Raw genomic sequence first — 26,703 nt, 5'->3', positions numbered from 1 at the left:
CGCCCGATAACCTGGGCCGGAATGCATGAAGATCACGCTCGAAGAATTGCTGGCGTTCACTTCGGTGGTCGACAGCGGTTCCATCACCGCCGCCGCCGATCGGCTCGGCCAGACGACTTCCGGCATCAGCCGCGCGCTCAGCCGCCTGGAGAATAAGCTCGATACCACCCTGATGCGCCGCACTACGCGTCGCCTGGAGCTGACCGAAGAGGGGCAAAGCTTCCTGAGCCATGCGCGTACGATCATCAACTCGGTGGAAAATGCCGAAGAACAAATGGCGGTGCGCCGGCAGATGCCGGCCGGGCGACTGCGGATCAATGCGGCTGCGCCTTTTATGGAGCACGTCATCGTGCCGCTGGTGGCGGGGTTCAGGGAACGTTATCCGCAAATTTCGCTCGAGCTGAACACCGACAATCTGATTATCGATCTGCTGGAAAAACGCACGGATATCGCCATTCGCATCGGCGCGTTGCGCGATTCGACCATTCATGCGCGCGCGCTGGGCGCCAGCCGGTTGCGCATCCTCGCCAGCCCGGCTTATCTGCAGAAGCACGGCACGCCGCAGAGCGTGGAGGCGTTGCACCGGCATTGTCTGCTCGGTTTTACCCAGCCGGAATCGCTGAACCAGTGGCCGTTGCGCTATCGCCAGGCGCCGCATTTCACCATCACGCCGACGATCTCGGCGTCCAGCGGTGAAACGCTGCGGCAATTGGCGCTGCGGGGCGAGGGGATCGTACAGCTGGCAGACTTTATGACCCGACGCGATCGGGAAGCGGGCAAGTTGGTGACGTTGCTGGAGCAGGAGACGCTGGACGTGCGCCAGCCGATTAATGCGGTGTATTACCGCAATACGCAATTGGCGGCGCGCATTACCTGTTTTCTTGACTACGTCAGCGCACACATCGACGCGCAGACGTTATAAGGCGGAGCTTACAGGGCGTTTTCCAGGATGTAGATCTCGGTGTCCAGCACGCTGTCTTTGAGGGTGTCGCGGTGTTTGAGCATGTGCTCAATGGCCAGATGTTTTTCCAGATGCGCCATGCTTTCCCATTTCTCCAGCATGAACACCGAATCCGGCGACCGCTTCTGCCACGGCGCCTGGGTATTGCTGTCGACCATCGGCGTGTATTCGCCGCAACCCTCTTCCGCCAGCACCAGCGGCACCAGCTTTTCAATGGCTTGCAGTACGGTGGCGCGGTGGCCGGGTTTCACTTTGATTTCTGCGATTACGGTGATCATGCTTACCTCGTTGATGAGTATGTTCTGCGTCAGTTAAGCAAAAATTTTCGCCAGATGCTCGCGATAACGTGCGATGTCCGCTTCGATATCCGGTTGTTTTATCACGTCATTGCAGATAAAGGTCGGCAGCGCTTCCATTCCCAGGAACTGGTTGGCCTTGTGGAAGTGCAGGTAAACGCCGTCGACGCCGACGCCGTGGAAGAACTGATCGGGATCGGTGAAGGCCTCCAGCGGGGCGTTCCAGGTCAGACTCAGCAGGTATTTTTTGCCCTTGATCAGGCCGCCTGAGCCATATTTTTTGCCGGCGTCGGCACGGGTGCGGCCGTCGCTGGAATACAGGCTGCCGTGACCGGCGGTGAACACTTCATCGATATATTTTTTCAGGATCCAGGGTTCGCCCATCCACCAGCCCGGCATCTGGTAGATGACCGCGTCGGCCCACAGGTATTTCTTTACCTCTGCTTCGATGTCATAACCGTCGTCGACCACGGTGACCTGCACATCGTGCTGCAGATCGCGCAGGAAGCTTTCCGCCACGTCGCTCAGGGTTTGGTTGAGTTCGCCGTTGGAATGGCCGAATTGTTTTTTAGCGTTGATAATCAGGATATTGCTCATCTTTCGCGGCTCCCGTCAGAGTTAAGATATGGCATGCTTCCCGCCGAAAAGGCGGAAACCAGCTCGCTGGCGACGAGTGTAATCGTTAGGCGGGCAAGTAAAAATGCGATCCAGCGCACAACAGTGTTGACTGCCAGTCAATAAACGGGCCGCCAGGCAGCGAAATTTTGCATAAACCGCATCGCGCAACCGGCCGCCGCCGGCGATCCTTGCGCCAACTGTGACAGCCACCCTGCAGATGGGTTACTATCGCGGGCAGAATCGACAAGCGATGCCTTTTGTCGTCCAAGGGATTGCCAAGCCACGGTCTGAGGATAATTGAGTAATGAGTGATCTGACTCATGACGGTGTAGAGCGTTTACCGCTGCACACATTCACTGAAAACGCCTATCTGAACTATTCCATGTACGTCATCATGGATCGGGCGTTGCCGTACATTGGCGACGGTTTGAAGCCGGTACAACGCCGCATCATCTACGCCATGTCTGAACTGGGGCTGACCAACAGCGCCAAATTCAAGAAGTCCGCCCGCACCGTGGGCGACGTGTTGGGTAAATATCACCCGCACGGCGACAGCGCGTGTTATGAAGCCATGGTGCTGATGGCGCAGCCGTTCTCGTATCGCTATCCGCTGGTGGACGGCCAGGGGAACTGGGGTGCGCCGGACGATCCCAAGTCGTTCGCGGCGATGCGTTATACCGAATCGCGCCTGTCCAAATACGCCGAGGTCTTGCTGGCCGAGCTGGGCCAGGGCACGGTCGACTGGATCCCGAACTTTGACGGCACGCTGCAAGAGCCGAAGATGCTGCCGGCGCGCCTGCCGAACATCCTGCTGAACGGCACCACCGGCATCGCGGTCGGCATGGCGACCGACATTCCGCCGCACAACGTGCGCGAAGTCGCCGCCGCCGCGGTGGCGCTGCTCGACAAGCCGGGCGCCTCGCTCGATGACCTGCTCGAGTTCGTACAGGGGCCGGACTTCCCGACCGAAGCCGAGATCATCACCCCGCGCGATGAAATTCGCAAAATTTACCAGAGCGGCCGCGGCTCGGTGCGCATGCGCGCCGTGTGGAAGAAAGAGGATGGCAGCGCGGTGATCACCGCCTTGCCGCATCAGGTTTCCGGCGCCAAGGTGCTGGAGCAGATAGCCAGCCAGATGCGCGCCAAGAAGCTGCCGATGGTCGAAGACCTGCGCGACGAATCCGATCACGAGAACCCGACGCGTCTGGTGATCGTGCCACGTTCCAACCGCATCGATCTGGAGCAGGTGATGAATCACCTGTTCGCCACCACCGATCTGGAGCGCAGCTACCGCATCAACATGAACATGATCGGTCTGGACAACCGCCCGCAGGTGAAAGGGCTGGTGGAGATCCTCACCGAATGGCTGGCCTACCGTCGCGATACGGTGCGTCGCCGCCTGAACTACCGCCTCGAGAAGGTGCTCAAGCGCCTGCATATCCTCGAAGGTTTGCTGGTGGCGTTCCTCAACATCGACGAGGTGATCCACATCATCCGCAGCGAGGATGAGCCGAAGCCGGTGCTGATGCAGCGTTTCGGCATCTCCGATACTCAGGCGGAAGCGATCCTCGAGCTGAAATTGCGTCACCTGGCCAAGCTGGAAGAGGTCAAGATCCGCGGCGAGCAGGACGAACTGGCGAAAGAGCGCGATCAGCTGCAGGCGCTGCTGGCGTCCGAACGCAAGCTGAATACGCTGATTAAGAAAGAGATCCAGGCCGATGCGCAGACCTACGGCGACGATCGCCGTTCGCCGCTGACCGAGCGCGCGGAAGCCAAGGCGATGAGCGAGCACGACTTCGTGCCGTCCGAACCGGTGACCATCGTGCTGTCGGAAATGGGCTGGGTGCGCAGCGCCAAGGGCCATGACATCGATCCGACCGGGTTGAGCTACAAGGCTGGCGACAGCTTCCGCGGCGCGGCGCGCGGCAAGAGCAATCAGCCGGTGGTGTTTATCGACTCTACCGGGCGCAGCTATGCGCTCGATCCGATGACGCTGCCTTCGGCGCGCGGGCAGGGCGAGCCGCTGACCGGCAAGCTGACGCCGCCGCCGGGCGCCACCATCGAGCAGGTGCTGATGGCGGCCGACGATCAGAAGCTGCTGATGGCGTCTGACGCCGGTTACGGTTTCGTCTGCACCTTTAACGATCTGGTGGCGCGCAACCGCGCCGGCAAGGTGATGATCACGCTGCCGGACAACGCCAGAGCGCTGCCGCCGATGGAGATCCACGGCGCAGACGATATGCTGCTGTCGATCACCGCCGCCGGGCGCATGCTGATGTTCCCGGTCGCCGATCTGCCGCAGCTGTCGAAGGGCAAGGGCAACAAGATCGTCTCCATTCCGGCGGCGCAGGCCGCCGCCGGTGAAGACAAGCTGGCCTGGCTGTTCGTGCTGCCGCCGCAGGCGTCCGTCACGCTGCACGTCGGCAAACGCAAGCTGACGCTGCGTCCGGAAGATCTGCAGAAGTTCCGTGCGGAACGCGGCCGCAAGGGCACCCAACTGCCGCGCGGCCTGCAGCGCATCGATCGCGTCGAAGTGGATGCGCCGGTGCGGGCGTCGGGTGGCGACAGCGAAGAGTAAGCGTTGGCACCAGCGTTAACGGGCGGTCGCAGCATGCTGTGGCCGCCTTATTTATTTTTGCTGGCGTTTATTTTCCAAATAGTTAACATTTCTGCGCATAAAATTATTGTGCGTACTGCCGCCTGGCGGGAAAATAGCGAGAAATGCAGGCGACATAGGCGTGCTTTCCGCCTGGTCGGCAAATAATGAGTAAAGGAATCTGCGCAGCGAAGTAAACTGCGTTGGCAGTGTGCTAATGAGGTTGTTATGTTATTGATTTTGCGTGCCGTTCTCGCCACTCTTTTCTGTATTCTGGTGTGTATTTTCGGTTCGGTTTATTGCTTGTTCAGTCCGCGTAATCCTCGCCATGTGGCGACCTTCGGCCATCTTTTCGGCCGTCTGTCGACGCTGTTCGGCATCAAGGTTGAAACCCGCGTGCCGGCCGATGCGGCCAACAACGGCAACTGCATCTATATCGCCAACCACCAAAATAACTACGACATGGTGACGGCCTCTAATATCGTGCAGCCGCGCACCGTGACGGTCGGTAAAAAAAGTCTGGTGTGGATCCCGTTTTTCGGCCCGCTGTATTGGCTGACCGGTAATCTGCTGATAGATCGTGATAATCGCGCCAAGGCGCACGGCACCATCGCCCAAGTGGCGGAGCAGTTCAAGAAGAAAGACATTTCGATCTGGATGTTCCCGGAAGGGACCCGCAGCCGCGGCCGTGGGCTGATGCCGTTTAAAACCGGCGCGTTCCACGCGGCCATCGCCGCCGGCGTGCCGATTGTGCCTATCTGCGTATCCACCACCAGCGGTAATATAAATCTTAATCGCTGGAATAACGGTCATGTGATCGTCGAGATGTTGGCGCCGGTGGATACCAGCAAATACGGCAAAGAAAACGTGCGCGAGCTGGCGGCCCATTGCCGCGAGCTGATGGAGGCGAAAATCGCCGAATTGGACGCCGAAGTCGCCCAGCGCAACGCCGCCAAAAAATAAGAGTCTACCGGCTTCAAAGAAGAGTTTTTTAATTGGCGTTCAGCGCCGTTAACGCCTGAGCGCCTGCTAATCTTGATTGGCGGGCGTTTGGGTTTTGCACACGGTTTAGTTATTGCTTTTCATGGAGAAAATATGTCACTCAGTCGACGTCAGTTTTTACAGGCATCGGGCCTGGCGCTGTGCGCGGGCGCCGTGCCGCTGAGGGCTGAGGCGAGCGGAACGCAGACCCCATTACCCATTCCCCCGCTGCTGGAGTCTCGCCGCGGTCAGCCGCTGTTCCTGACCTTGCAGCGCGCCCACTGGGCGTTTATGGATAACCGCAAAGCGGCGGTGTGGGGCATCAACGGCATGTACCTGGGGCCGACGGTGAGGGTTTACAGCGGCGACGACGTCAAACTGATCTACAGCAACCGCCTGCAGGAGCCGGTGGCGATGACCATCAGCGGTCTGCAGGTGCCGGGCACGCTGATGGGCGGCGCGCCGCGCATGATGTCGCCCAACGTTGACTGGTCGCCGGTGCTGCCCATTCGTCAGGCGGCGGCTACCTGCTGGTACCACGCCAACACGCCAAACCGCATGGCGCCGCACGTGTATAACGGGCTGGCCGGGCTGTGGCTGGTGGAGGATGCCGTCAGCAAAGCGCTGCCGCTGCCCAACCACTACGGCGTCGACGATTTCCCGCTGATCATTCAGGACAAACGCTTCGATAACTTCGGCACGCCGCAATACGATGCGCCGTCGCAGGGCGGCTTCGTCGGCGATACGCTGTTGGTCAACGGCGTGCAAAACCCGTATGTCGACGTGTCGCGCGGCTGGGTGCGTTTGCGTTTGCTCAACGCCTCCAACGCGCGGCGTTATACCCTGCAGCTCAGCGACGGGCGGGCGTTCAACGTGATCGCCAGCGATCAGGGCTTCCTGCCTGCGCCGGTTGCGGTGCAGCAGCTGTCGCTGGCGCCGGGCGAGCGCCGGGAAGTGCTGATCGACATGTCGAAGGGCGACGAGGTGACCATCACCGCCGGTGAAGCGGCGGGCATCATGGATCGCCTGCGCGGCCTGTTCGAGCCGTCGAGCATTCTGGTGTCCACCCAGGTGCTGACGCTGCGCCCGACCGGCCTGCTGCCGCTGGTGACCGACAACCTGCCGATGCGCCTGCTGGCGGATCAGCTGTTGGACGGCAGCGCCAGCCGCACCCGCGATTTCCGCCTGGGCGACGGCGGCGTCGGCATCAACGGCGCAATTTGGGACATGAACCGCATCGACGTACAGGCGCAGCAAGGCACCTGGGAACGCTGGAACATTCATGCGGATACGCCGCAGTCGTTCCATATTCAGGGCGTGCAGTTCCTGATTAAACGCGTCAACGGCGCGCAGCCGATGGCGGAAGATCGCGGCTGGAAGGATACCGTCTGGGTCGATGGCGACGTCGAGCTGCTGGTGTATTTCAACCAATCCACCTCCGAACACTTCCCGTTCCTGTATTACAGCCAGACGCTGGAGATGGCCGATCGCGGCACCGCCGGCCAGCTGATGGTGCAGCCGACGCAGTGACTCACCGTCCGAGCCTCTGCGATTGCAATCGCAGGGGCATCAATTTTCTGCGCGCGCCATTGATTGGCTTTTGCTCCCTTTTTTATATTTTCGCTTTTCCTTTTTAATAGACATGGTTATTAAAATAACATCCTGCCAAATAGTCCTTGACTGCGTCTTAAAAGGAACTTTTTAGGTCATTTTCTCGATGTCATATTTTCATCGCACGATTCGGTGCGGTAAACGAGAAAATATCTATGAAGAAAATACTTTGCACTCTGTTTCTATTATCAACGGCCGCTTTTGCCAAGGGTGATTTATCGCCACTGCCGGACAGTGGGGCCAATCACTACCTGTCCCCTAACGGTCCGGAAATTATAGAGAAAGGCTCGCCATTCTTATTAGGCAAGGCCAAGAGCACCTACACGTATATGCGCTGTTATTATCGTATTAATCCCGCCAGCACCGCTCCGCAGGCGGATTATCTCTGGGCAAGGGCGCAGAACTCAACGTCATATTACCGTCTGGAAGGGCATTGGTGGTCATCGCTGGCGGTATCCTGGAAAAACATGTTTTACAGCGATACGCCGCTCTCCGCGTTGCAGCAAGTGTGTGGCGATACCTTGAGCCGAGCGGGCATTCGTCAGCCTTTGGCGATGATTGCAGCGGCAAACAATAAACTCTCTTTCAACTACACCGTCTGGAGCAATGACTCGCCGGCGCAGAGCGCGGCCATCAACAAAATTATCGTGTTTGGCGACAGTTTAAGCGACACGAATAATGTTTTTAATGCCTCTTTATGGCGTTTCCCTAATCCGAAAAGTTGGTTCTTAGGGCGATTCAGCAATGGACCAACGTGGGTGGAATACCTGGCGAAACAAAGCGGATTGCCCGTTTATAACTGGGCCGTGGGCGGTGCGGCTTCCAATCAGCAAAAATGGGTGATCCCCGGCATACTTGAGCAGGTAGACTCCTGGCTTATTTATATGAAGGAGGCCAAAAACTATCGGCCGGAAAATTCACTGTTTACCGTTTGGATCGGAGCCAATGATTTGGTGACTTACAACCAGGGAGTGGATGGGCTGATTGAAAATCAAGGCAAGGCGTTAACGCGATTAGCCAGCGCCGGTGCGAAAAAGATATTGGTGCTTAATCTGCCAGACATTACGCGCGCGCCTGAATTTGCTCATCGCAAGGATGGTGCAGAGATAAAAAGACAGATTGATGATTATAATCGGCGTATCAAACAGGTGGCGGATGATATCAACCGCCGTTATCCCTCAGAGCCTGTGATGTTGTTTGATCTTGCGGCGCTGTTTACGGATATGCTGGATAATCCGGGGCGTTATCAGGTCAGCGAAGTCAAAACGTCGTGTCTGGATATCCAGGCCCCTTCATCACTGAATTATATCAATGCGATACCAGTGCGCGCTGCTTGCACGGATGCGGATAACTACGTGTTTTGGGATCTTCTGCACCCGACGACACATACTCACCGGCTATTGGCGGAGCATATTTTCAACTATTTGAAACAACAACAGGTATGGCGTTAGCACCGTCGGCTATCGCGAAAAAGGCCTGTAAAGCATCATTAGAACCTTAAGTGAAAGTTGCCGGTCTGAATTCCGTCCATAGCGGAGTTCAGGCCTTTTTACTTTCCTTGAAGCACAAGGATGTCGCCGTCCGGCATAGGTTAGTCACCCAGGGGGGAGTTAATCGTTTGCTATTTCAAGTGAAGTAAAATGAGTGGGGGTTGGTGGCCCGATGGTCATGGTGATGAAACTGGTGTTGTGCGCAGGCAAAAGTACCTGAAAGTAATTTAAAATCCAAAGCAAGTTGAATCAGTCATGCTCTACTTGTTATACGGGCATTGATACCGAGTGACTCCATTGTTGCGCACCCCTTTTCGCCATATGCGCTATCAGCTGTTGGCTGTCATTTAGCTGTGACACATTACTGTAGATGTGATGGGTTAAACGGGTATTGGGTAAGCACAGGCTGTTGCATTCATATTCGTCGAAATTGATCACGGACCTCATCGACTCGAGAATAAAGGCGACGGCTTTGCCTTGTCGGATCAAATTAAGCCGCAGCTGGAGGTTATCGATATTCATCACGTCTCGGGAAAAGCCCTGCAGCTGCAGCTGTGCATGATAATGCTTGAATATCTGTGTCTCGGAGACATAGTTACTCTGTACCCAAGGCAATGCGCGGTAGCTTTCAGAAGGCTGTCTTACCTGGTGAAGTAGCAACAGTTGCTCTTCGGCGCATAAATGTTGGGTGAAGGGAGACAGCTCAAGAGGTTCTATGCTGAAGAGCAAGTCAAGCCGATTGAGCTCATTACGGCTTATGCCATCGGTCGGCATTAAACGCACCAAATTAATGGTTATGGCGGGGTTCTTCATGAGCAGGTAATCAATCACCGTATTGACGTGAGTAGGCACCGGGCCGTAAATGCCAATCTGAATATGGTTCTTCTCTTTATGGCTTTCTTTGATCCGGTTGAGCTCTTCATAATGGACGATGACATTACTATACAAATGTTGCCCCTCTTTCGTCAGGGACAGACCTTGGTTAGTTCGTTCAAAAAGAGTGATGTTTAGATTCTCTTCCATTTCTTTAATTCTTTTGCTTAATGGTGATGGTGTAATGCACAACCGGTCGGCTGCTTTGGTAATAGATCCCTCTTGCGCTACGGCGATAAAATAATTCACGCGTTTTGACATAAATTCCATATGTGTTCCTTTTAATACGCAGTGTACAATAATGGTTTGTTTTTAGAGTGAGATGTCCTGAGGGTGTTCATTTCGTTTGGTTTAATTTACAATGAATTACACTTCTTGCCACCTTATTCTTGATGGCAAATATCACTATGCGTGATGATGATCTCCTTTTTATAAAAAGGAAGAGGCAGTGCGATAGAATATATCGCAATAATAACAATAAATACGCCGACAATACCTTTATCGGGGTATTTTACTAGAATAAGTGTTGGCGTTCTTAGGTTGCGGTTCGGATGTTTAGCTTCTGTTAAATATTCGACGACGGAATATCGTGAAAATGAGGTTTCATCCCTGGTTGGCATCTGCAGTTCTGGAACCGGCTGCGAGATGTTTGGGATGGATGAGGAGACCACCAGCAAGCGAACAGGGCTGTTGCTGCGCCGCGCATTATCCGAGAAATAACGCGGCCAGGCTTCACCGCCTTGTAGAGTAAGATCGCAGAAGCGAAAGAGCAGGCTCTCTTTTCCATGATATTCCTTATCCGTGTGTGTAGGTGAAACTGAACGGGCCAAAGCATTTTGGAATGCTGACTTCAGGGTGTATAGGGTTGAATGGAGCAGCACTCATGATTAAAAAGGACATCTGCATGAGTGTTCCGATGGCGTAGCGAGGCATAAAAGGACATGGCGGTGCGGTTTCGCCGACGAAGACACCGGCAAGCTGTCGGCGCGGAGCCGTACCGCCTGTCCATTCGCTCAGGAAATGTCCGTCAACAGCGTTCCGACACTCATCTTGGCGGCGGTAAGGAACAGTTTCGCAAGCTGTTGCGCTTCGGCGCCAGAGAGATTCTTTTCCGCGTTATTGATGTCATTGCTCACAAACTCAATGGCATTGCCGATTTTCAACATTTGGTTGCTGAGTTCTAGCAGGTCTTGTGAAAACGCTGCGGTTTGCGTGGCAAAGCTCTGCTGCTGTCGAATACTCGATTTTTGCTCGGAGATTTGCCGTTCGATGCTGCGAACTTTGTCTTGCGCCTGGCTAAGCAACACCGCCATGGCGATGAGGCCGGGTATGCCGAGGATACCTAGCGCAATAAAGTAAAGTTTCTTCTTATTCAACTCATCGAGCTGCTGTTGGCTGCCCTGCAAATTCGATTGCAGTCCGGAGATGGTGGCCTGCAAATCGATAATGATGCGTTGCAAAGCGAGATTATTTTCAGTTACGGCGACGTCCGTGCTCTGCGTTCGGCTTTGCACTCTGGAAACCTGCGCCATGACGCCGGCGATATCCTCTTTGCTTTGACGAATGAACCGACTGAGTTCTGTTACCGGCAGCGTTTCCAACGCCGCCAGCTTGTCGTCCAACTGAGCTTCCAGTTTTACACCCCAGGCGGTCACATCACGTTGCATCTGCTTAAGATCCGGCAACAGCATGTTGACCGCGGTTTGAATATTGCGTTGAAGTAAGACGGCGTTCGCCGGCAAACCTGGGAACGTTTGAATCGCGTCGCCGGTGCGGGACAAATTGTCGATAACTTGCGTCAGCATTCCACTGCTCATAAGGGGATCTCCTAAAAGGGGGCAAGGTAGACTTGCCCCTGTGATATAAGCCGTTAAGCCGCCAGGCGCTTAACGAAATCGGCAATAGTTTGGTTTGCTGGCACTTCTCGCACCACCACGCCGGCCATCTGCTGTTTGATGATTTTCGTTCCATCCAACACTTTGGTTACTGACGTTTGCGAAGCGGTCAGGAACAGTTGGCGCAGGAAGCTGTCATCAATGATCCCTTTGCGCAAGTTCGCGTTGAGGATATCCAGCTCAGAGGTGAGAGAGTCCCAGGCATTGCTCATTTGCGTTGCCGCAGTCACTGCGCTTTGCGCCTGAGTCTGCAACCCCTGGTAGCCGGATCCGATCTGGCTGGCGACCAAGACTTCACTGTTGAGTTGGCTGCGGTCACGGTAGAGTTTTTCACGTGCGCTCAATGATTTATCCAGCACGATCGCGCCGCCGATCACCCCGCCCGCGCCAGCGGTCATCATGGCGATGCCCCCCATGACGACCGGCGTTGAGGTGCCTGCAGTCACCAGCCCAGCTACGGCGCCGATGGCGGTTACGATTGCCCCCCCAATAATTAACAGCCCGCCGACGACGATGCCGGCAATGGCGCCGTCAATGGCGGCGTTAATGCCGTCGATATCCCGATTAAGCTGTTCCAGAACGCCATTATTGCCATTGACCACGTTATTCAGGTTGACCACAATCAGCTGATAATTGTTTGAATCGATAATCAACTTATCATTCAACGATCCGATCGTACGGCGAGTGTTCGCCGAGACTTCCTGATATTCTCTAGCTTTATCGCTGACCATGCTCAAAGCGCTCAGCCATTGCTCTTTAGTTGCGCCAGACGGCATAACGGTGGAGATCAGGTTTTGCGTTTCGAAATAGTCCTGAATATTTGTAACGTTTCTAATAATTAACGGCTGAATATCATTGAGATAGTGATTGGCATGTTGTTTAGCCGTTGCTAGTCCAGTATTGATCTGACACTGGATTTCCCGAAGGTTAGGGAAGCGTTCGAAATCAACCGGTATTTGCTGCCGCACGCTGTTGCAATAGGTCTGAATATGAAGCGCCTGCGAAGACTGGGTGTTCATGCCGTCGTTGATGTAAATTGTTGGGATCGTCATGGTATTTTCCTTATTAGGTATTTAGCGATTAAACTTCCGGCAGGATGTTGTTTCCTGCATAATTAGCTTTGGCGTTATCAATGGATTTGGAAAAAAGCTGCCACTTTTCCGCATTAAGAGAAATAATTTGTTTTGCCTGTTTAATTTCCAAAGCACTGTTGGCCTGATTAATGATGGGCGCAGCCGTCAGATAGGCATCAGCCACCTTATTCCACTCATCCGGTAGTAACGCCATGCGCTGTGTAGTGAGGGCATAGGTGTCGACAAACAGTTGAGCCTGGGCGTGCACGGACTTGGCTACGGAAAGCAACGCATTGGCGGTTGCCAAAGCTCGATATGCTACAGCCAATTTGGCGTAGTTAGCCTTCAACTCATTGACGGCCTGCTGTGCGCCGGATGCCCCTGAGGAGATCGCTTGAATGCCGGAGATCATGTAGCTGGCCTGATCGCCCAGCGGTTTCGACGCCGCGGCCGCGGCTTCTTTGGTTTTTTTGTCCGCAGGGCCGAGCGGCACTGTCGCTACGATGGATTGCCCAAGCTGCACAACGCCTTCACCCGCTTTGAACCCCGCCTCTGCGATGCTTTGGATATTTTTTGCGATCGCTTCATTGAGTTCAGCGATGGTTTGCGCCTGTTGCTTCGCTTCGACATTCAGCCCTTGCTCGATGGCACTAATCACTTCACGGAAATTGGCCATGACGGGAGTCAGCATTTCACTCGTTGTCTGCAACTGGATATGGACGGCTTGCGCCGCAGCCTGATAGCGTTGTGCGATCTCGGAAAGCGCAGACACCATTTCTGAGCCTTTTTGAGAAACCTGCGGGTCCTCAGTGGAGTACAGCGTATTAACCGCGTTGACCAGGGCGGAGAAATTTGACGCCTTGGTGTATAACCCGATCAGTTCCGCGACCGTGCTTTGCTTGAATATTTGCGCCTGTTGCCTTAGCTGGTTTTGGTAAGCCTTAATTTTAACGGTCAAACCAGGGTCCATATTTTGCGACGCCAGTAATTGCTGGCTGAGTAATAAATTACTGTAGCTTTGGTTAAGCAATGCATATGACGAAATAGAAATATGCATAGCCATTAACGCTTGAGGGCTTAAATCAATGTCAGTTAGGTTATTCATAACACCCCTTTTTTTAATGGTGGTTTAAATGTTGGCTGCTCGTTTATGTAACGTTGTCTCCGTGTGGTGGCCTTTCGGTGAAATAAAGCTACCTCAAACTCTCGATAATTGAGAATTGTCAAAACAAGCACCTTGCTGTTCAAAATGGAAAATGATTTTTATGGGGTGCTGAAATTATCTGGTTTTTGTTTTTTGTGTGATCTCCAAACATGCTGTTTTGGTTTTCATTCATGTCCTTTTTGATGATTAATATGATTTCTCGACGGCTTTACATTGTATTGCGGGGATAGGGGATAACACCCATGACGATGCCCAAAGAAAAAGATTAATTATGTGAGCAAAGGGGGGGGATATGCAGAAGATACTGTCAGAGCGCGGGCTATCATTAATTAAAAGCTATGAAGGGCTGCGGCTTTCATCCTATCGCGACAGCGCGGGGATTTGGACGATCGGTTACGGACATACCGGGGAGGTCAGGGCGGGGCAAGCCATCAGCGAACTAACCGCGCTGACATTGCTGCAGGCTGATGTGATGGAGTGTGAAGCGCTGCTGCACAAGATTATCGAGGTGCCCCTGAATCAGGGGCAATTCGATGCTCTGGTTTCTTTTCTATTCAATGTCGGCCCCGGCAAGGCCGGGGTGAAAAGCGGGCTGCGTTATCTGAAGTCCGGTTCGCCTTCAACGTTGTTGCGGCTACTGAATGCCGGGCGATATCAGGAGGCGGCAGAACAGTTTCCTCTGTGGGCGTATGCCGGTGGCCAACGTTTACCTGGGCTGTTGCGGCGGCGCAGAGAGGAGCAGCGTCTGTTCCTGTCGCAAATGCGGCGGGTTGCCTAGCTCAGCCGTCTTGCGCGCCAGCCGTGGGCCGGTACTGCGCTTTCAGCGCGCCGCAGAGGATGAGGGAGTCAACGTGGCCAAAAAAGCCTGCACCACCGGCGTGACGCTGTCGGTACGGTATACCGCATACAGATCCGCCGGGGGCGCCTGCTGCAGCGAGCAAAACCGCACGCCGGGCCACGGGATGCGGCCGTAGCTGTCCGGCAGCAGCGTAATGCCGCAGCCTTCCGCCACCAGCGCCAGCAGGGTTTGCGGTTCATTGACCTGATAAGCGACGTCCGGCAAAAATCCCTGCTGCAGACACAGATTGTGCAGATACAGCCCCAGGCTGGCCTCATGCGGCGGCAGCACGATGAAGCTGTCGTTTTGCAGCGCCGCCAGCGGGATATTCTCCTGCTGCGCCAGCGGATGATCGAGCGGCAGCACCACGGCGATGCTTTCGCGCGCCAACCGTTGGCAGGTCAACCCCGGCAGCGTCTGTTGCTGCGCCTCTCGCCAGACCCCGATATCGATATGCCGCTTTTGCAGCGCGGTGATTTGCTGGCTGGGCGTCAGCTCATTCAACGACCAGGTAGCGCCGACGCTCTGCTCGCTGAATCGCCGCAGCGCCGCGATCAGCCCGCCCCAGGCCGAGGTGCCGACCATGCCGACCACCATGTGGCCGCCTTCGCCGCGCCCCATTTGTTGCACCTGATGCAGCGCGCTGTCGGCCTGATCCAGCAGCCGCTCGACGTTGCGCAGCAGCGTGCGGCCAGCCGGCGTCAGCGTCATGGAGCGGGTGGTGCGTTTGAACAGTACCACGCCGAGCTGGCTCTCCAGTTCCTTGATGTGCTTGCTGAGCGGCGGCTGTGACATATTCAACCGCCGCGCCGCCTGAGTGAAATTCATCTCTTCCGCCACCACGCGGAAATAGTGCAGTAGGCGGAAGTTAATCCGACCGGGATCGGGCAGGGCATGGGGCGGGTTCATCCGGGGTATCGCCTCCTGTGACGCAGCTCAACTTATAGATAAATGGAATAAATCGGCCGCCAAGAATGTATTGGTCTCGGCCGCGCCTCGCTCTCTACTATGGGGCTTATTGTCCCCCGCTTAAAGAGAGAATACGATGTTTAATCAAGAAGATGCTTTTATCTGCGCCGATGTTGTCCGCGCACGTCTGCCGGGTTTTCAGCCGAAAGCGGCCTTGATTCTCGGCTCTGGGCTCGGCGCTCTGGCGGAGGTGATGACTGAAACCGTCACCCTCGATTACGCGGCGCTGCCGGGCTTCCCGGTGAGCGGCGTCGCCGGCCACGCCGGGCAACTGGTCGCCGGCAAGCTGGAGGGCGTGCCGGTCGTGTGCATGAAAGGGCGCGGCCACTTCTATGAAGGGCGCGGCATGCAGGTGATGACCACCGCAGTGCGCACCTTCAAACTGCTGGGCTGCGAATTCCTGTTGGCGACCAACGCCGCCGGTTCGCTGCGCCGCTCGGTAGCGCCGGGCAGCCTGGTGGCCATTACCGATCATATCAATTTCATGCCGGAATCGCCGCTGGTCGGCGCCAACGACGAGCGCTTCGGGCCGCGCTTCTTCAGCCTGGCGAACGCCTACGATCGCGATCTGCGCGCCCAACTGGCGGCGGTGGCCGAAAGCGCGGGCATCCCGCTGGCGGAAGGGGTGTTCGCCGCTTACACCGGGCCGAACTTCGAAACGCCGGCGGAGATCCGCATGATGCAGACCCTCGGCTGCGACGTCGTGGGCATGTCGATCGTGCCGGAAGTCCTGACGGCGCGCCACTGCGGCCTCAAGGTGCTGGTGGTGTCCGCGATGACCAACTACGCCGAAGGGCTGTCGGATACGCCTCTTTCTCACGAACAAACGCTCAGCTGCGCGGCGCTGGCGGCGGACGATTTCATGCGCCTTATCCGCGAGCTGTTCAAAACGCTGTGACACCGTAAGCAAACCGGCGGCGGGCTGCAGTGGGCCCGCCGCACCAATCATCGTTGAAAGCATAATAACAAGGTGATGGCGATGGCGATAAAAACACGATTGAAGGTGATGATTTTCCTGCAGTTCTTTATCTGGGGTGCCTGGCTGGTGACGCTGGGCTCCTATATGATCAACACGCTGCATTTCAGCGGTATGCAGGTGGGAATGGTTTACAGCGCCAAGGGGATCGCGGCGCTGATCATGCCGGGCCTGGCGGGCATCATCGCCGACCGTTGGATGAGGGCCAACTACCTGTATGCGCTTTGCCACCTGCTCGGGGCGTTGGCGCTGTACTGTGCGGCGCAGGTTGAGCAACCGATGCTGATGTTCTGGGTAATGCTGTTCAACGCCATGGTCTATATGCCGACCATCGCGCTCTCCAACGCCATTTCCTATTTTTGCCTGGAGAAGCACGGCTTTGACACGGTAAAGGACTTTCCGCCGGTGCGGGTGTACGGCACCGTGGGATTCATTCTGGCAATGTGGCTGGTCGGTTTCAGCCAAATCGAGCTCAGTAATCTGCAGCTGTATCTGGCTTCTGCGGCGTCGCTGCTGCTGTCCGCCTATTCGCTGACGCTGCCGCGTTGCCCGACCAACCGCGCGGCCGAGTCGAAGCGCTGGGTGAGCGTGCTGGGGCTGGATGCGCTGGTGCTGTTTCGCCAGCGGCGCATGGCGCTGTTTCTCCTGTTCGCCATGTTGCTCGGCGCGGCGCTGCAGATAACCAACACCTTCGGCAACCCGTTCCTGCACGATCTGTCGCTCAATCCGCTGTATCAGGACAGCCTCAGCGTCCGGTATCCGGCGGTGCTGCTGTCGCTGTCGCAGATCTCTGAAGTGTTCTTTATCCTCACCATTCCCTTTTTCCTGCGCCGTTACGGCATCAAGCAGGTGATGCTGATCAGCATGGCGGCCTGGACGCTGCGTTTCCTGTTCCTGGCCTACGGCACACCGGTCGGTTTTGGTTTCGTGCTGCTGCTGTTGTCGATGATCGTTTACGGTTGCGCGTTCGACTTCTTTAATATTTCCGGCGCCATTTTCGTCGAGAAGGAGGCCGATCACCGCATCCGCGCCAGCGCGCAGGGGCTGTTCATGACCATGGTCAACGGTCTGGGCGCCTATGTGGGGGCGCTCGCCAGCGGCGAAGTGGTGGATTTCTTCAGCCATGACGGCGTGAAAGACTGGCAGAGCATCTGGCTGGTGTTTGCGCTGTATACGCTGGTGCTGGGGATTGTGTTCGCGTTGAGCTTCAACTATCGCCACTCGCCGCAGGAGAGTGCGGCGGCGGCGCAGTAAGGCTGAGGGCGATGGATGGTGGCGCCCTGAAACGTCAGGCCTGCGGGAAGCGTTGTTGCAGTTGATGCCGGTCCGGTGGATTGGCGGCGCCGAGGCTGGCCACCACGCAGGCGGCGACCCGGTTGGCCAGATCGACCGCCCGCGGCAGCGGCCAGCCGGCGGACAGCCCCGCCAGCAAACCGGCGCAGTGGGCATCGCCCGCGCCGATGGTATCGACCACGTCCACCGGATAGGCGGGAACGTGCAGCGGCGGCGTGCGGCCGTCGCAGATCCAGGCGCCGTCGCGATCCAGGCGGCAGATCAGCGTCAGATTACGGGCGGCGGCATAGCGCTGCGCGGCATCCACGACGTCGCCGGCGCCGCACAGCGCGGCCACTTCGTCGCGGTTGAGCGTCAGCAGGGTGTGGCTGTCGCTGAGCATGGCGAAGAAATCTTCGCTGAGCTGGGCAATGCGCGGGCCGGGATCGATCAGACGCGGTTGGTCGAACGGCATGCGCGTCAGCCACTCGCGCAGCGCTTCGCCGTTTTCGCCCGCCAGCTCGTAGCCGCTGGCGTAGATCAGGGTGTGTTCCGTCAGCGGCAGCGTGGCCAGCTGCGCTTTATTCCATTGGCTTTCGCAACCGGAAACCGTGATGAAGGTGCGTTCGCCGTTCGGCTCCACCAGCGCCAGGCACCAGCCATTGTCCATCTGGCCGTGGCGCAACAGCACCTCCAGCCCCAGTTCGCCCATGGCGGCTTCGATCGCCGCGCCCCATTCGCCGTTGCCGACCGGCATACCGTTGATCACCGGCACTTCAAGGCGCGTCAGCGCGCGCGCCACGTTGAACGCGCAACCGCCGATTTGCCGCGCCTGCGGCTGGGCTTCGATATCTTCGCCGCTGGTCGGCAGGCGCGGCAGCGTCATCACCAGATCGCCGACCGCGCCCCCTATCACCAGGACAGGCGTTACAGCTTCCCACTCATTCATTGATGTTCTCTGCGTTGGGTCAGGTACAGACCGTAAGCGATCAGACTAACCGCAAACGACACAAACAGCCCCAGGCTGGAGTCGGCAAACAAGCCTTTAGCCAGCGGGCCGTCGATAAAACCGGTTTTGGTGACCAGCAGGCCGCACAGGGCGCCGAGGAACCAGCAGAACAGCGGGGCTTTGCGCACGCCGCGGTTCTGGCCATGCAGACCGTACAAAGCGTTGCCATCATACCCGTGGTGGCGGCGCAGGCACAGGTAATCGAGCAGGAAAATCGCCTCCCAGGCCGCCAGGAACACCCCGCAGAACACCAGGAAGGAGATGAACGGCCCCATAAAATCGCCGGAGATGAACAGCACATACAGGGCGATACCCAGCACCACCACGGCGTCGATCGATACCGCCAACCACTGTTTGACCTGCACGCCGATGGTCAGCAGGTTAAGGCTGGCGGAATACAGGCTGAGCACCGCGATGGTGACGATGCCGGCGGTGGCGGCCAGCAGATAAGGGATCGCCATCCAGGCGGGCAGCACTGAGCCTATCAGCGCGATGGGATTGGCGGCGTTGGCCAGATCGGGCAGCTGCACGGAAAGCAGAATGCCGGCCAGCATCAGCAGCATCAGTGGCAAACAGGCGCCGCCCATCACCGCGGCGAAAATGCTTTTGCTCGACGAATTCGGGCTTTGATAGCGGCTGTAATCGGCGCCGGCGATCGCCCAACTGATGCCGGTACCGGCGGCGATCACCGAGACCGCCGGCAGGAAGCCGGTCAGCCAGCTGCCGGAAGGCAGCGCCAGCACCTGGCTCCACTCGGTGTTGAACAGGATATAGAGCACCACGATCAGCGTCATGGTGCCGAAGATGCGGCTGAACCAGCTTTGCATCCAGACTACGGTATTCTGCCCCAGCAGGCTGACGACGATAGTGAGCCCGGCGAACAGCAACAGGCTGAGCGCGGTCAGCAGATGGCTGGCCCCCAGCCCGAAGGCCTCGAACAGCGCCGCCAGCGTCAGGGTGCCGGTGATCACGTTGACCGCTTCCCAGCCCATCAGATTGATCCAACTGAACAGGGTAGGCGCCACGTTGCCCTTCAGCCCGAAAATCACTCGCGACAGCGTCAGCGTAGAGGTGCGCCCGCGCTTGCCGGCGAAGCTGGTGAGGCCAACCAGCACGAAGCTGGCGACGCCGAACAAGGCGGCGAGCACCGATTGCAGGAAGGATAAGCCGAAGCCGACGATGATGGCGCCATACACCACGCCGAGAATGCCGATATTGGCTGCCGACCAGATCCAAAACAGCTCGATGGGCCGCCCGGTCTGTTCCGCATCCGGCACCCGGTCGATACCGGTGCTCTCTACCTTCCATGCTTCATTGCGATTGATATCGGTCATAGCAATTGATCCCTGTTGCGCAGGGCCTTGAGGGCCGCCGCAGTTAACTGAAAAGCGATTTTGTTGGCGCTGCGGCCGCCGCCTCGGATGAGGCTTGCCGACCGCACGGCGCCAATGAGTGTAGACAAAGAGTGGGTCTGCAGCGGAGTTTGGAAGAGAGAGAACGTTTTTATTTGCAGGCATCAGTCCGTTTCACCCGGCGCAAGGGGGATCGCGCGAGGGGATGATGAGCCGTGAGCAAGCTATCCATTAGCACCGTTGCTTATTATTTGTCATTTGTAGTGGCGTCTTGGGCAACGTGACCCATCGGGTACGGCGAGAAGCGGGCAATTCATCCCAAAGGGTCGCCCATCCGCTTCAGCGAACGGGATGCGGACAGCGTATGCCCGCTGCCTGACCATCAGGTGCGTCCTGTCTGGTCGGCAGCGGATTTTTAGTTGTTTTAAAGGTGGATCCCTGGTGTTGGTGCCATTGATGTTTCAACATCAATAAGCACAGATTACGCGCGATCTAGATCCAATGAAAGTCCATTGAATAAAAATTGTGATGTCCCTCTGAAAACATTAGCAATATTTTAGTTATGGTGAGAGGCTTTATCGCCGGATCGGCGATAGGAGAAAGCGAAGTTTGGGCATAGGGCGGAACAAGAGGGCGGGCGAATGACGGATTTTATGGCCTGGCTGCGTGAACATCTGGCGCAGGGGGCGGCGGCGCCGCGCTATATTCAGCTGGCGACGGCGATAGAAACCGCGATCAGGCAGCAGGTGCTGGCGGCGGAGGCATTTCTGCCGCCGGAGCGGCACATGGCGGAAGGTTTGGCGCTGTCGCGCGTCACCGTCAGCAAGGCGATGAAACTGCTGGAGGAGAAGGGGCTGATTTCGCGGCAGCAGGGCGTTGGCACCCGCGTGGCGATGCGTATCGGCTATTCCCTCGATAAGGACAGCGGTTTTACCGCTCAGGCGCTGCGTCATGGCAGCAGCGTCAGCAACCGATGGCTGCTGCGCGCGCGGGTCGGCGCGCCGGCCAAGGCCGCGGCGGCGCTGGGGATCGCGGAAGGGGATGAGGTGGTCAAACTGCGGCGTTTACGCTTGCTGAACGGCAGCCCGGTCTCGCTGGAAACCACCTATATTCCGCTGCGCTTCCTGCCTGAACCGGCGCAGCTGGAGCATTCGCTGTATGCGTTATGGCAATCGCGCGGCATCGTGCCTGAAGATAAACACTTTTTGTTGAAGGCGGTGTCCTGCAGCGGCGAGGTCGCCGAGCTGCTCAACGTACCGTGCGGCGCGCCGTTGTTGCACATCATCCAAACCAGCCGCAACGCCCGGGGCGAGGCGCTGGAGTTCAGCGATATCTTGTGCCGCAGCGACGTTTATGAATTCGAGGTGAATGGTTAGCGAAATAACCATGCTCTTTTTGCCACTAGTGCGTATAATCGCCGCCCGGCGATTAATTAACCTGTAAAAAGAGCAGCAGAATGAGCACCACCAGCCTGATCCAACCCGATCGTGAACTGTTTTCTTATAAGCCTTATTGGGCGGAATGTTATGGCACCGCGCCGTTTTTACCGATGTCGCGAGCAGAGATGGATCAACTGGGCTGGGACAGCTGCGACGTGATCATCATCAGCGGCGACGCCTATGTCGATCACCCGAGCTTCGGGATGGCGATCATCGGCCGCATGCTGGAAGCGCAGGGCTTCCGCGTCGGCATCATCGCGCAGCCGGACTGGAGCAACAAAGAAGACTTCATGCGGTTGGGGAAACCGAATCTGTTCTTCGGCATCACCGCCGGCAACATGGATTCGATGATCAACCGCTATACCGCCGATCGCAAACTGCGCCACGACGACGCCTACACCGCCGGCAACGTCGGTGGCAAGCGCCCGGATCGCGCCACCCTGGTTTACAGCCAGCGCTGCAAAGAAGCCTATAAAGACGTGCCGATCGTGCTGGGCGGCATCGAAGCCAGCCTGCGTCGCATCGCCCACTACGACTATTGGTCGGATACCGTGCGCCGCTCGGTGCTGGTGGACTCCAAAGCCGACATGCTGATCTACGGCAACGGCGAACGCCCGCTGGTGGAAGTGGCGCACCGTCTGGCCGCCGGCGAGAAGATCGGCGATATCCACGATATTCGCAATACCGCGGTGATGCGTAAAGAAGCGCTGCCGGGCTGGAGCGGCGTGGATTCCACCCGCCTCGACAAGCCGGGCCGCATCGAACCTATCCCGAACCCGTACGGCGAGGATCTGCCGTGCGCCGACGGCGCCAAACCGAAGGAGCCGGAAGCCAAGCCTGTCACGGTGCGCGCCGCCAAGCCGAAGCCGTGGGAGAAGACCTACGTGCTGCTGCCGTCCTTCGAGAAAGTGAAGGGCGACAAGGTGCTGTATGCGCACACCTCGCGCATTTTGCACCATGAAACCAACCCCGGCTGCGCCCGCGCGCTGATGCAAAAACACGGCGATCGCTACGTGTGGATCAACCCGCCGGCGATCCCGCTGACCACGCCGGAGATGGACAGCGTCTTCGCCCTGCCTTACCAGCGCGTGCCGCACCCGTCCTACGGTCAGGAACGCATTCCTGCCTACGACATGATCCGCTTCTCGGTGAACATCATGCGCGGTTGCTACGGCGGCTGTTCGTTCTGTTCGATCACCGAGCACGAAGGGCGCATCATCCAGAGCCGTTCGGAAGATTCGATCGTTCGCGAAATCGAAGAGATCCGCGACAAAGTGCCGGGCTTTACCGGCGTGATCTCCGATCTGGGTGGCCCGACCGCCAACATGTACATGCTGCGCTGCACCAACCCGCGCGCCGAGCAGACCTGCCGCCGCGCCTCGTGCGTGTATCCGGAGATCTGCACTTATATGGATACCAACCACGAGCCGACCATCAAGCTTTACCGCCGCGCGCGTTCGCTGGAGGGCATCAAGAAGATCCTGATCGCCTCCGGGGTACGTTACGATCTGGCGGTGGAAGATCCGCGCTATATCAAGGAACTGGCGACCCACCACGTCGGCGGCTACCTGAAGATCGCGCCGGAGCACACCGAAGAAGGCCCGCTGTCGAAAATGATGAAACCGGGCATGGGCAGCTACGATCGCTTCAAACAGCTGTTTGATCACTATTCGAAGCAGGCGGGCAAAGAGCAGTACCTGATCCCGTACTTCATCTCTTCGCACCCGGGCACCCGCGATGAAGATATGGTGAACCTGGCGCTGTGGCTGAAGAAGAACCGTTTCCGCCTCGATCAGGTGCAGAACTTCTATCCTTCGCCGATGGCCAACTCCACCACCATGTATTACAGCGGCAAAAACCCGCTGAGCAAGGTGGGGTACAAGAGTGAAGACGTGGTGGTGCCGCGCGGCGAGCGCCAGCGTCGCCTGCATAAGGCGCTGCTGCGTTACCACGATCCGGCCAACTGGGCGCTGATCCGCACCGCGCTGGAAGAGATGGGGCTGAAGCACCTGATCGGCAGCCGCCGCGAGTGTCTGGTACCGGCGCCGAGCATCGACGAGCAGCGCGAAGCGAAACGGCTGCAGCGCCACACCCGACCGGCGTTGACCAAGCATACCGACATCAATCGGCAGCGCACGCCGTCCAACCGGCCGCCGCGCAAACCGATTCGCAAGGCCAAGCCGTAACGACGAGGCCCGCGCGCAAACAAAAAGGAGAACCCTCGGGTTCTCCTTTTTACTTTGGCTAATTACAACCGTTCGTAAGCGGCTTCCACTTTCATCAAATGGCGCGGCGCCTGCGGGGCGGGATGGTATTTGCGCACGTGCCAGTTAAAGGCTTCCGGCGACAGGTTGTTAATCATCGCGATCGCCTGCTGGCGGTTGCTGGAGAAGGTGCGCAGCAGCGCCCCGGTACCGTTGACGTAGGCGATGATGGTGGCGTAGCGCAGCGTGACGGGATTGGCGATCCCTTTAAGCTGTTGTTTTTGCAAGGTGGCCAGATAGGCGGCGCCGAGATCGATATTGGTGTCGGGATCCCGCAGGTCATCGTCGTCCGGGCAGCCGCGTTTGCCTTTGTAGCGGTAGGCGTCGCAGCCGGCGGTATCGGCTTTCAGCTGCATCAGACCGATCGCATTGGATCTGCTCACTGCGGAAGGGTTGAAGCCGGACTCCACCTGGATCATGGCGGTGATCAGCTTGGCGTCCACGCCGTATTCGCTGGCGGCGTCTTGAATGGCGCTATCGAAGGCGTGGCGATCGTAGCTGACGCGCTGTTTCTTGCCGGCGCAACCCGCCAGCACCAGCATGATGCAAAGCATGCCCAGCCGTGACCCGTGTGAGAAAGAGAATTTCATGGTGCTCCGTGCTTGTCTGTTTTTTAACGGCGTTAACCGGTGGCCGGAGCCTCCGGCGTCGTCATCATAACGTCAGGCGGCGCAAAGGAGCAATGTGCGGGAAGGAAAAGCCCCCTCCGGCGGGAGAGGGCTTGAGGGGGGTTACAGGGTATCCGGATCCGGCCCCAGGCGGTTGCCGACGTCCAGCTTAGCGATCTCGCCCAGTTCGTCCTTATCGAGTTTGAAATCAAACACCTCGAAGTTTTCGCGGATGCGCGACGGCGTGACCGATTTCGGGATCACGATAAGGCCGCTGTCCAGGTGCCAGCGCACCACGATCTGCGCCGGAGTCTTCTCGTATTTCTCGGCCAGCGCCTTGATCAGCGGCTGGTCGAATACCCCTTCACCACCCTGCGCCAGCGGGCTCCAGGATTCGGTGGCGATATGGTGCGTGGCGTTCCAGGCGCGCAGCTGGCGCTGTTGCAGCAACGGGTGCAGCTCGATCTGGTTGACGACCGGCGCCACGTTGGTTTCATCCAACAGACGCTGCAGGTGCGGCGTATGGAAGTTGCACACGCCGATGCTTTTCACCAGACCTTGTTCGCGCAGTTTGATCAGCTCGCGCCAGGCGGAGACGTATTGATCCTGCTGCGGGCGCGGCCAGTGGATCAGATACAGATCCACGTAGTCCAGCTTGAGCTTTTCCAGACTGGTTTCCAGCGCCGCCAGCGGATCGCCCTGATCGTCGTTCCACAGCTTGGTGGTGATGAACAGGTCGCTGCGCGGCAGCGCGCTGGACTGCAGCGCGGCGCCGACGCCTTCCTCGTTCTTGTAGATCGCGGCGGTGTCGATGGAGCGGTAACCGATCTCCAGCGCTTTGCTGACCGCGCGGGTGGTCTCTTCAATACTCGCCTGCCAAACGCCGAGACCCAACTGCGGCATCAGATTACCATCGTGGAGTTTGATGATGGGTTGTTGCGTTGTCATGCGCATCTCCTTGTGTACGGATTGCGGCGCCTGCGGCACCGAAACGGCTATAGATAAATTCTAGTTGGCAAAATGGGCGGTTGCCGGGTTTGCCAGCCTAATTTCAGCGGTGGCGGGAGGGCGATTTTCTCCCCGCTCTCCCTGCGAATGAGCGGTAAGACGAGTGGTGCGAAACGATCGGCGGCGCGCTGAGGCGCCCGACTGCGCCCGGCGATCGGCCGAGCGCAGAATGCGGCGAAAAATGGCTGGCGAAGACTAAAGCCTAGCAAAAAATCGCCGTTTTGCGATTAACGCGCCGCTTCATAAATGCGGCGGCTGACGTCCAGGGTGATGTCCTGATGCTCGCCCAGGGCGGTCATGCCGTGCTGCTGCAGCTTGTCGAGCAGCGCGGGAATGCTGCTGCCGTCGAGCTGATAATCCGCCATGCGGGTCGGCACGCCCATCTGCTCGAAGAAGGCGCGGGTGGCGGCGATCGCGTCGTCGATGCGGCTGTCTTCGCTGCCTTCGCGCAGGCCCCAGACGCGTTCAGCGTACTGCAGCAGCTTTTCGCGTTTCTGCGCTTTCTTCTCGTGCAGCAGCGCCGGCAGCACGATGGCCAGCGTTTGCGCGTGGTCGAGGTCGTGCATGGCGGTCAGCTCATGACCCAGCATGTGGGTCGCCCAGTCCTGCGGCACGCCGGCGCCGATCAGGCCGTTCAGCGCCATGGTTGCGCTCCACATCACGTTGGCGCGCACCGCATAGTTCTCCGGCTCGGCCAGCGCGCGCGGGCCGTCTTCCAGCAGGGTCAACAGCAGGCCTTCGGCGAAGCGATCCTGCACCTTGGCGTCGACCGGGTAGGTCAGATACTGTTCCAGGGTGTGTACGAAGGCGTCGACCACGCCGTTGGCTACCTGGCGCGGCGGCAGCGAGTAGGTCACCACCGGATCCAGCACGGCGAAGCGCGGCTGCACCAGCGGTGAGAAGAAGTGCTGCTTGTCGCCGCTGCTCTTCCGGGTGATCACCGCGCCGCTGTTGGATTCTGAACCGGTGGCCGGCAGCGTCAGCACGCAGCCCATCGGCAACGCGTCAGTGATGTGGCTGCCGACGGTCTGCAGAATATGCCAGGCATCGCTGTCGGCCGTATAACGAGCCGCGGCGGCGATGAACTTGGTGCCGTCAACCACCGAACCGCCGCCGACCGCCAGCAGGAAATCGATGTTTTCCGCTTTCACCACCTCGACCGCTTTTATCAGGGTTTCGTAGGTCGGGTTAGGTTCGATACCGGAGAATTCCCGCACGTCGCGGCCGGCCAGCGCGCTATACACCTGGTCGAGCACGCCGTTTTTCTTCACGCTGCCGCCACCGTAGGTGATCAGAATGCGCGCGTCCGCCGGGATCTGGCCGGCCACTTCGGCGATTTGCTGCTTGCCGAACAGGATTTTGGTTGGGGTATGCAGAATGAAGTTTTGCATGGCTGATTTCTCTCTTTC

23 protein-coding genes are annotated in these 26,703 nt (G+C 57.9%); 10 read left to right on the top strand and 13 right to left on the bottom strand.

Features of this window, described 5'->3' with window-relative positions; genetic code table 11:
- The first annotated feature begins 25 nt into the window (after window positions 1-25).
- On the top strand, window positions 26-922 hold the full coding sequence (locus ACJ8M3_RS17220) for a LysR substrate-binding domain-containing protein (RefSeq protein WP_060660232.1): 897 nt from the start codon (window positions 26-28) through the stop codon (window positions 920-922).
- Window positions 923-930: 8 nt separating this feature from the next.
- On the opposite strand, the gene ACJ8M3_RS17215 is transcribed toward ACJ8M3_RS17220, so the two are convergent.
- Window positions 931-1,239 carry a putative quinol monooxygenase gene (locus ACJ8M3_RS17215; protein ID WP_033644613.1) on the bottom strand — a complete coding sequence of 103 codons (309 nt, stop codon included), beginning with the start codon at window positions 1,237-1,239 and terminating at the stop codon, window positions 931-933.
- A 33-nt stretch (window positions 1,240-1,272) separates the two neighbouring features.
- On the bottom strand, window positions 1,273-1,854 hold the full coding sequence (locus tag ACJ8M3_RS17210; RefSeq protein WP_089197448.1) for an NAD(P)H-dependent oxidoreductase: 582 nt from the start codon (window positions 1,852-1,854) through the stop codon (window positions 1,273-1,275).
- 325 nt (window positions 1,855-2,179) lie between these two features.
- Here ACJ8M3_RS17210 and parC point away from each other — a divergent pair, with 325 nt between their 5' ends.
- The 4 genes from parC to ACJ8M3_RS17190 all read left to right on the top strand — a co-directional run bounded on the left by parC (window position 2,180) and on the right by ACJ8M3_RS17190 (window position 8,514).
- Entirely contained in the window at window positions 2,180-4,453 is a 2,274-nt protein-coding gene (parC, locus tag ACJ8M3_RS17205; RefSeq protein WP_004937261.1) for a DNA topoisomerase IV subunit A, read from the top strand.
- A 246-nt stretch (window positions 4,454-4,699) separates the two neighbouring features.
- Window positions 4,700-5,434: a 1-acylglycerol-3-phosphate O-acyltransferase gene (locus ACJ8M3_RS17200; RefSeq protein WP_004937266.1), complete on the top strand. Its 735-nt coding sequence runs from the start codon at window positions 4,700-4,702 to the stop codon at window positions 5,432-5,434.
- Window positions 5,435-5,566: 132 nt separating this feature from the next.
- A complete protein-coding gene (gene ftsP, locus ACJ8M3_RS17195) occupies window positions 5,567-6,982 on the top strand; it encodes a cell division protein FtsP (RefSeq protein ID WP_089197447.1) in 1,416 nt (471 codons plus the stop codon).
- Between the two features lie 236 nt (window positions 6,983-7,218).
- A complete protein-coding gene (locus tag ACJ8M3_RS17190; protein ID WP_197771584.1) occupies window positions 7,219-8,514 on the top strand; it encodes an SGNH/GDSL hydrolase family protein in 1,296 nt (431 codons plus the stop codon).
- Window positions 8,515-8,820: 306 nt separating this feature from the next.
- Here the strand turns inward: ACJ8M3_RS17190 and ACJ8M3_RS17185 are convergent, their stop codons facing one another.
- The 5 genes from ACJ8M3_RS17185 to ACJ8M3_RS17165 all read right to left on the bottom strand — a co-directional run bounded on the left by ACJ8M3_RS17185 (window position 8,821) and on the right by ACJ8M3_RS17165 (window position 13,499).
- Window positions 8,821-9,696 carry a LysR family transcriptional regulator gene (locus ACJ8M3_RS17185; protein ID WP_089197446.1) on the bottom strand — a complete coding sequence of 292 codons (876 nt, stop codon included), beginning with the start codon at window positions 9,694-9,696 and terminating at the stop codon, window positions 8,821-8,823.
- Between the two features lie 113 nt (window positions 9,697-9,809).
- Window positions 9,810-10,256: a hypothetical protein gene (locus ACJ8M3_RS17180; protein ID WP_145957739.1), complete on the bottom strand. Its 447-nt coding sequence runs from the start codon at window positions 10,254-10,256 to the stop codon at window positions 9,810-9,812.
- A gap of 183 nt (window positions 10,257-10,439) precedes the next feature.
- Window positions 10,440-11,243, bottom strand: coding sequence for a hypothetical protein (locus ACJ8M3_RS17175; RefSeq protein ID WP_089197445.1), 804 nt, complete (start codon window positions 11,241-11,243; stop codon window positions 10,440-10,442).
- Window positions 11,244-11,296: 53 nt separating this feature from the next.
- The gene (locus tag ACJ8M3_RS17170) at window positions 11,297-12,373 is read right to left on the bottom strand and encodes an HBL/NHE enterotoxin family protein (RefSeq protein ID WP_089197444.1); all 1,077 of its coding nucleotides are present in this window, start codon (window positions 12,371-12,373) and stop codon (window positions 11,297-11,299) included.
- A 28-nt stretch (window positions 12,374-12,401) separates the two neighbouring features.
- A complete protein-coding gene (locus ACJ8M3_RS17165) occupies window positions 12,402-13,499 on the bottom strand; it encodes a hypothetical protein (protein ID WP_089197443.1) in 1,098 nt (365 codons plus the stop codon).
- A 352-nt stretch (window positions 13,500-13,851) separates the two neighbouring features.
- Here ACJ8M3_RS17165 and ACJ8M3_RS17160 point away from each other — a divergent pair, with 352 nt between their 5' ends.
- Window positions 13,852-14,337 (top strand): lysozyme, encoded by a 486-nt coding sequence (locus ACJ8M3_RS17160; protein WP_089197442.1) that lies wholly within the window; start codon window positions 13,852-13,854, stop codon window positions 14,335-14,337.
- 42 nt (window positions 14,338-14,379) lie between these two features.
- Here the strand turns inward: ACJ8M3_RS17160 and ACJ8M3_RS17155 are convergent, their stop codons facing one another.
- Window positions 14,380-15,306: a LysR family transcriptional regulator gene (locus ACJ8M3_RS17155; RefSeq protein WP_089197441.1), complete on the bottom strand. Its 927-nt coding sequence runs from the start codon at window positions 15,304-15,306 to the stop codon at window positions 14,380-14,382.
- A gap of 136 nt (window positions 15,307-15,442) precedes the next feature.
- On the opposite strand from ACJ8M3_RS17155, the gene xapA reads away from it, so the two are divergent.
- Window positions 15,443-16,264: a xanthosine phosphorylase gene (xapA, locus tag ACJ8M3_RS17150; RefSeq protein WP_042785389.1), complete on the top strand. Its 822-nt coding sequence runs from the start codon at window positions 15,443-15,445 to the stop codon at window positions 16,262-16,264.
- 81 nt (window positions 16,265-16,345) lie between these two features.
- Window positions 16,346-17,596 (top strand): nucleoside permease, encoded by a 1,251-nt coding sequence (locus ACJ8M3_RS17145; RefSeq protein ID WP_089197720.1) that lies wholly within the window; start codon window positions 16,346-16,348, stop codon window positions 17,594-17,596.
- A gap of 34 nt (window positions 17,597-17,630) precedes the next feature.
- Here ACJ8M3_RS17145 and ACJ8M3_RS17140 read toward each other — a convergent pair whose 3' ends face one another.
- A complete protein-coding gene (locus tag ACJ8M3_RS17140; RefSeq protein ID WP_163966461.1) occupies window positions 17,631-18,563 on the bottom strand; it encodes a PfkB family carbohydrate kinase in 933 nt (310 codons plus the stop codon).
- Window positions 18,560-19,957, bottom strand: coding sequence for a purine-cytosine permease family protein (locus ACJ8M3_RS17135; RefSeq protein ID WP_060660237.1), 1,398 nt, complete (start codon window positions 19,955-19,957; stop codon window positions 18,560-18,562). Before ACJ8M3_RS17135 ends, ACJ8M3_RS17140 begins: the two co-directional genes overlap by 4 nt.
- A 659-nt stretch (window positions 19,958-20,616) precedes the next feature.
- Here ACJ8M3_RS17135 and ACJ8M3_RS17130 point away from each other — a divergent pair.
- Together ACJ8M3_RS17130 and ACJ8M3_RS17125 are read left to right on the top strand one after the other, a co-directional pair.
- Window positions 20,617-21,351 (top strand): GntR family transcriptional regulator, encoded by a 735-nt coding sequence (locus ACJ8M3_RS17130; protein ID WP_033644622.1) that lies wholly within the window; start codon window positions 20,617-20,619, stop codon window positions 21,349-21,351.
- A gap of 80 nt (window positions 21,352-21,431) precedes the next feature.
- Window positions 21,432-23,600, top strand: coding sequence for a YgiQ family radical SAM protein (locus tag ACJ8M3_RS17125; RefSeq protein ID WP_033651302.1), 2,169 nt, complete (start codon window positions 21,432-21,434; stop codon window positions 23,598-23,600).
- 62 nt (window positions 23,601-23,662) lie between these two features.
- Here ACJ8M3_RS17125 and ACJ8M3_RS17120 read toward each other — a convergent pair whose 3' ends face one another.
- The 3 genes from ACJ8M3_RS17120 to yqhD form a co-directional block, all read right to left on the bottom strand.
- Window positions 23,663-24,268 (bottom strand): transglycosylase SLT domain-containing protein, encoded by a 606-nt coding sequence (locus ACJ8M3_RS17120; protein ID WP_033644624.1) that lies wholly within the window; start codon window positions 24,266-24,268, stop codon window positions 23,663-23,665.
- A 141-nt stretch (window positions 24,269-24,409) separates the two neighbouring features.
- Window positions 24,410-25,234, bottom strand: a complete 825-nt coding sequence (dkgA, locus tag ACJ8M3_RS17115; RefSeq protein WP_016930128.1) for a 2,5-didehydrogluconate reductase DkgA — start codon at window positions 25,232-25,234, stop codon at window positions 24,410-24,412.
- Between the two features lie 287 nt (window positions 25,235-25,521).
- On the bottom strand, window positions 25,522-26,685 hold the full coding sequence (gene yqhD, locus ACJ8M3_RS17110; RefSeq protein ID WP_089197439.1) for an alcohol dehydrogenase: 1,164 nt from the start codon (window positions 26,683-26,685) through the stop codon (window positions 25,522-25,524).
- Window positions 26,686-26,703: the final 18 nt, after the last annotated feature.

This window comes from Serratia sp. CY55921 (genome assembly GCF_052167655.1).
GTDB classification, from domain to species: Bacteria; Pseudomonadota; Gammaproteobacteria; order Enterobacterales; family Enterobacteriaceae; genus Serratia; species Serratia ureilytica.
This window is presented reverse-complemented; position numbering and strand designations above follow the sequence as displayed.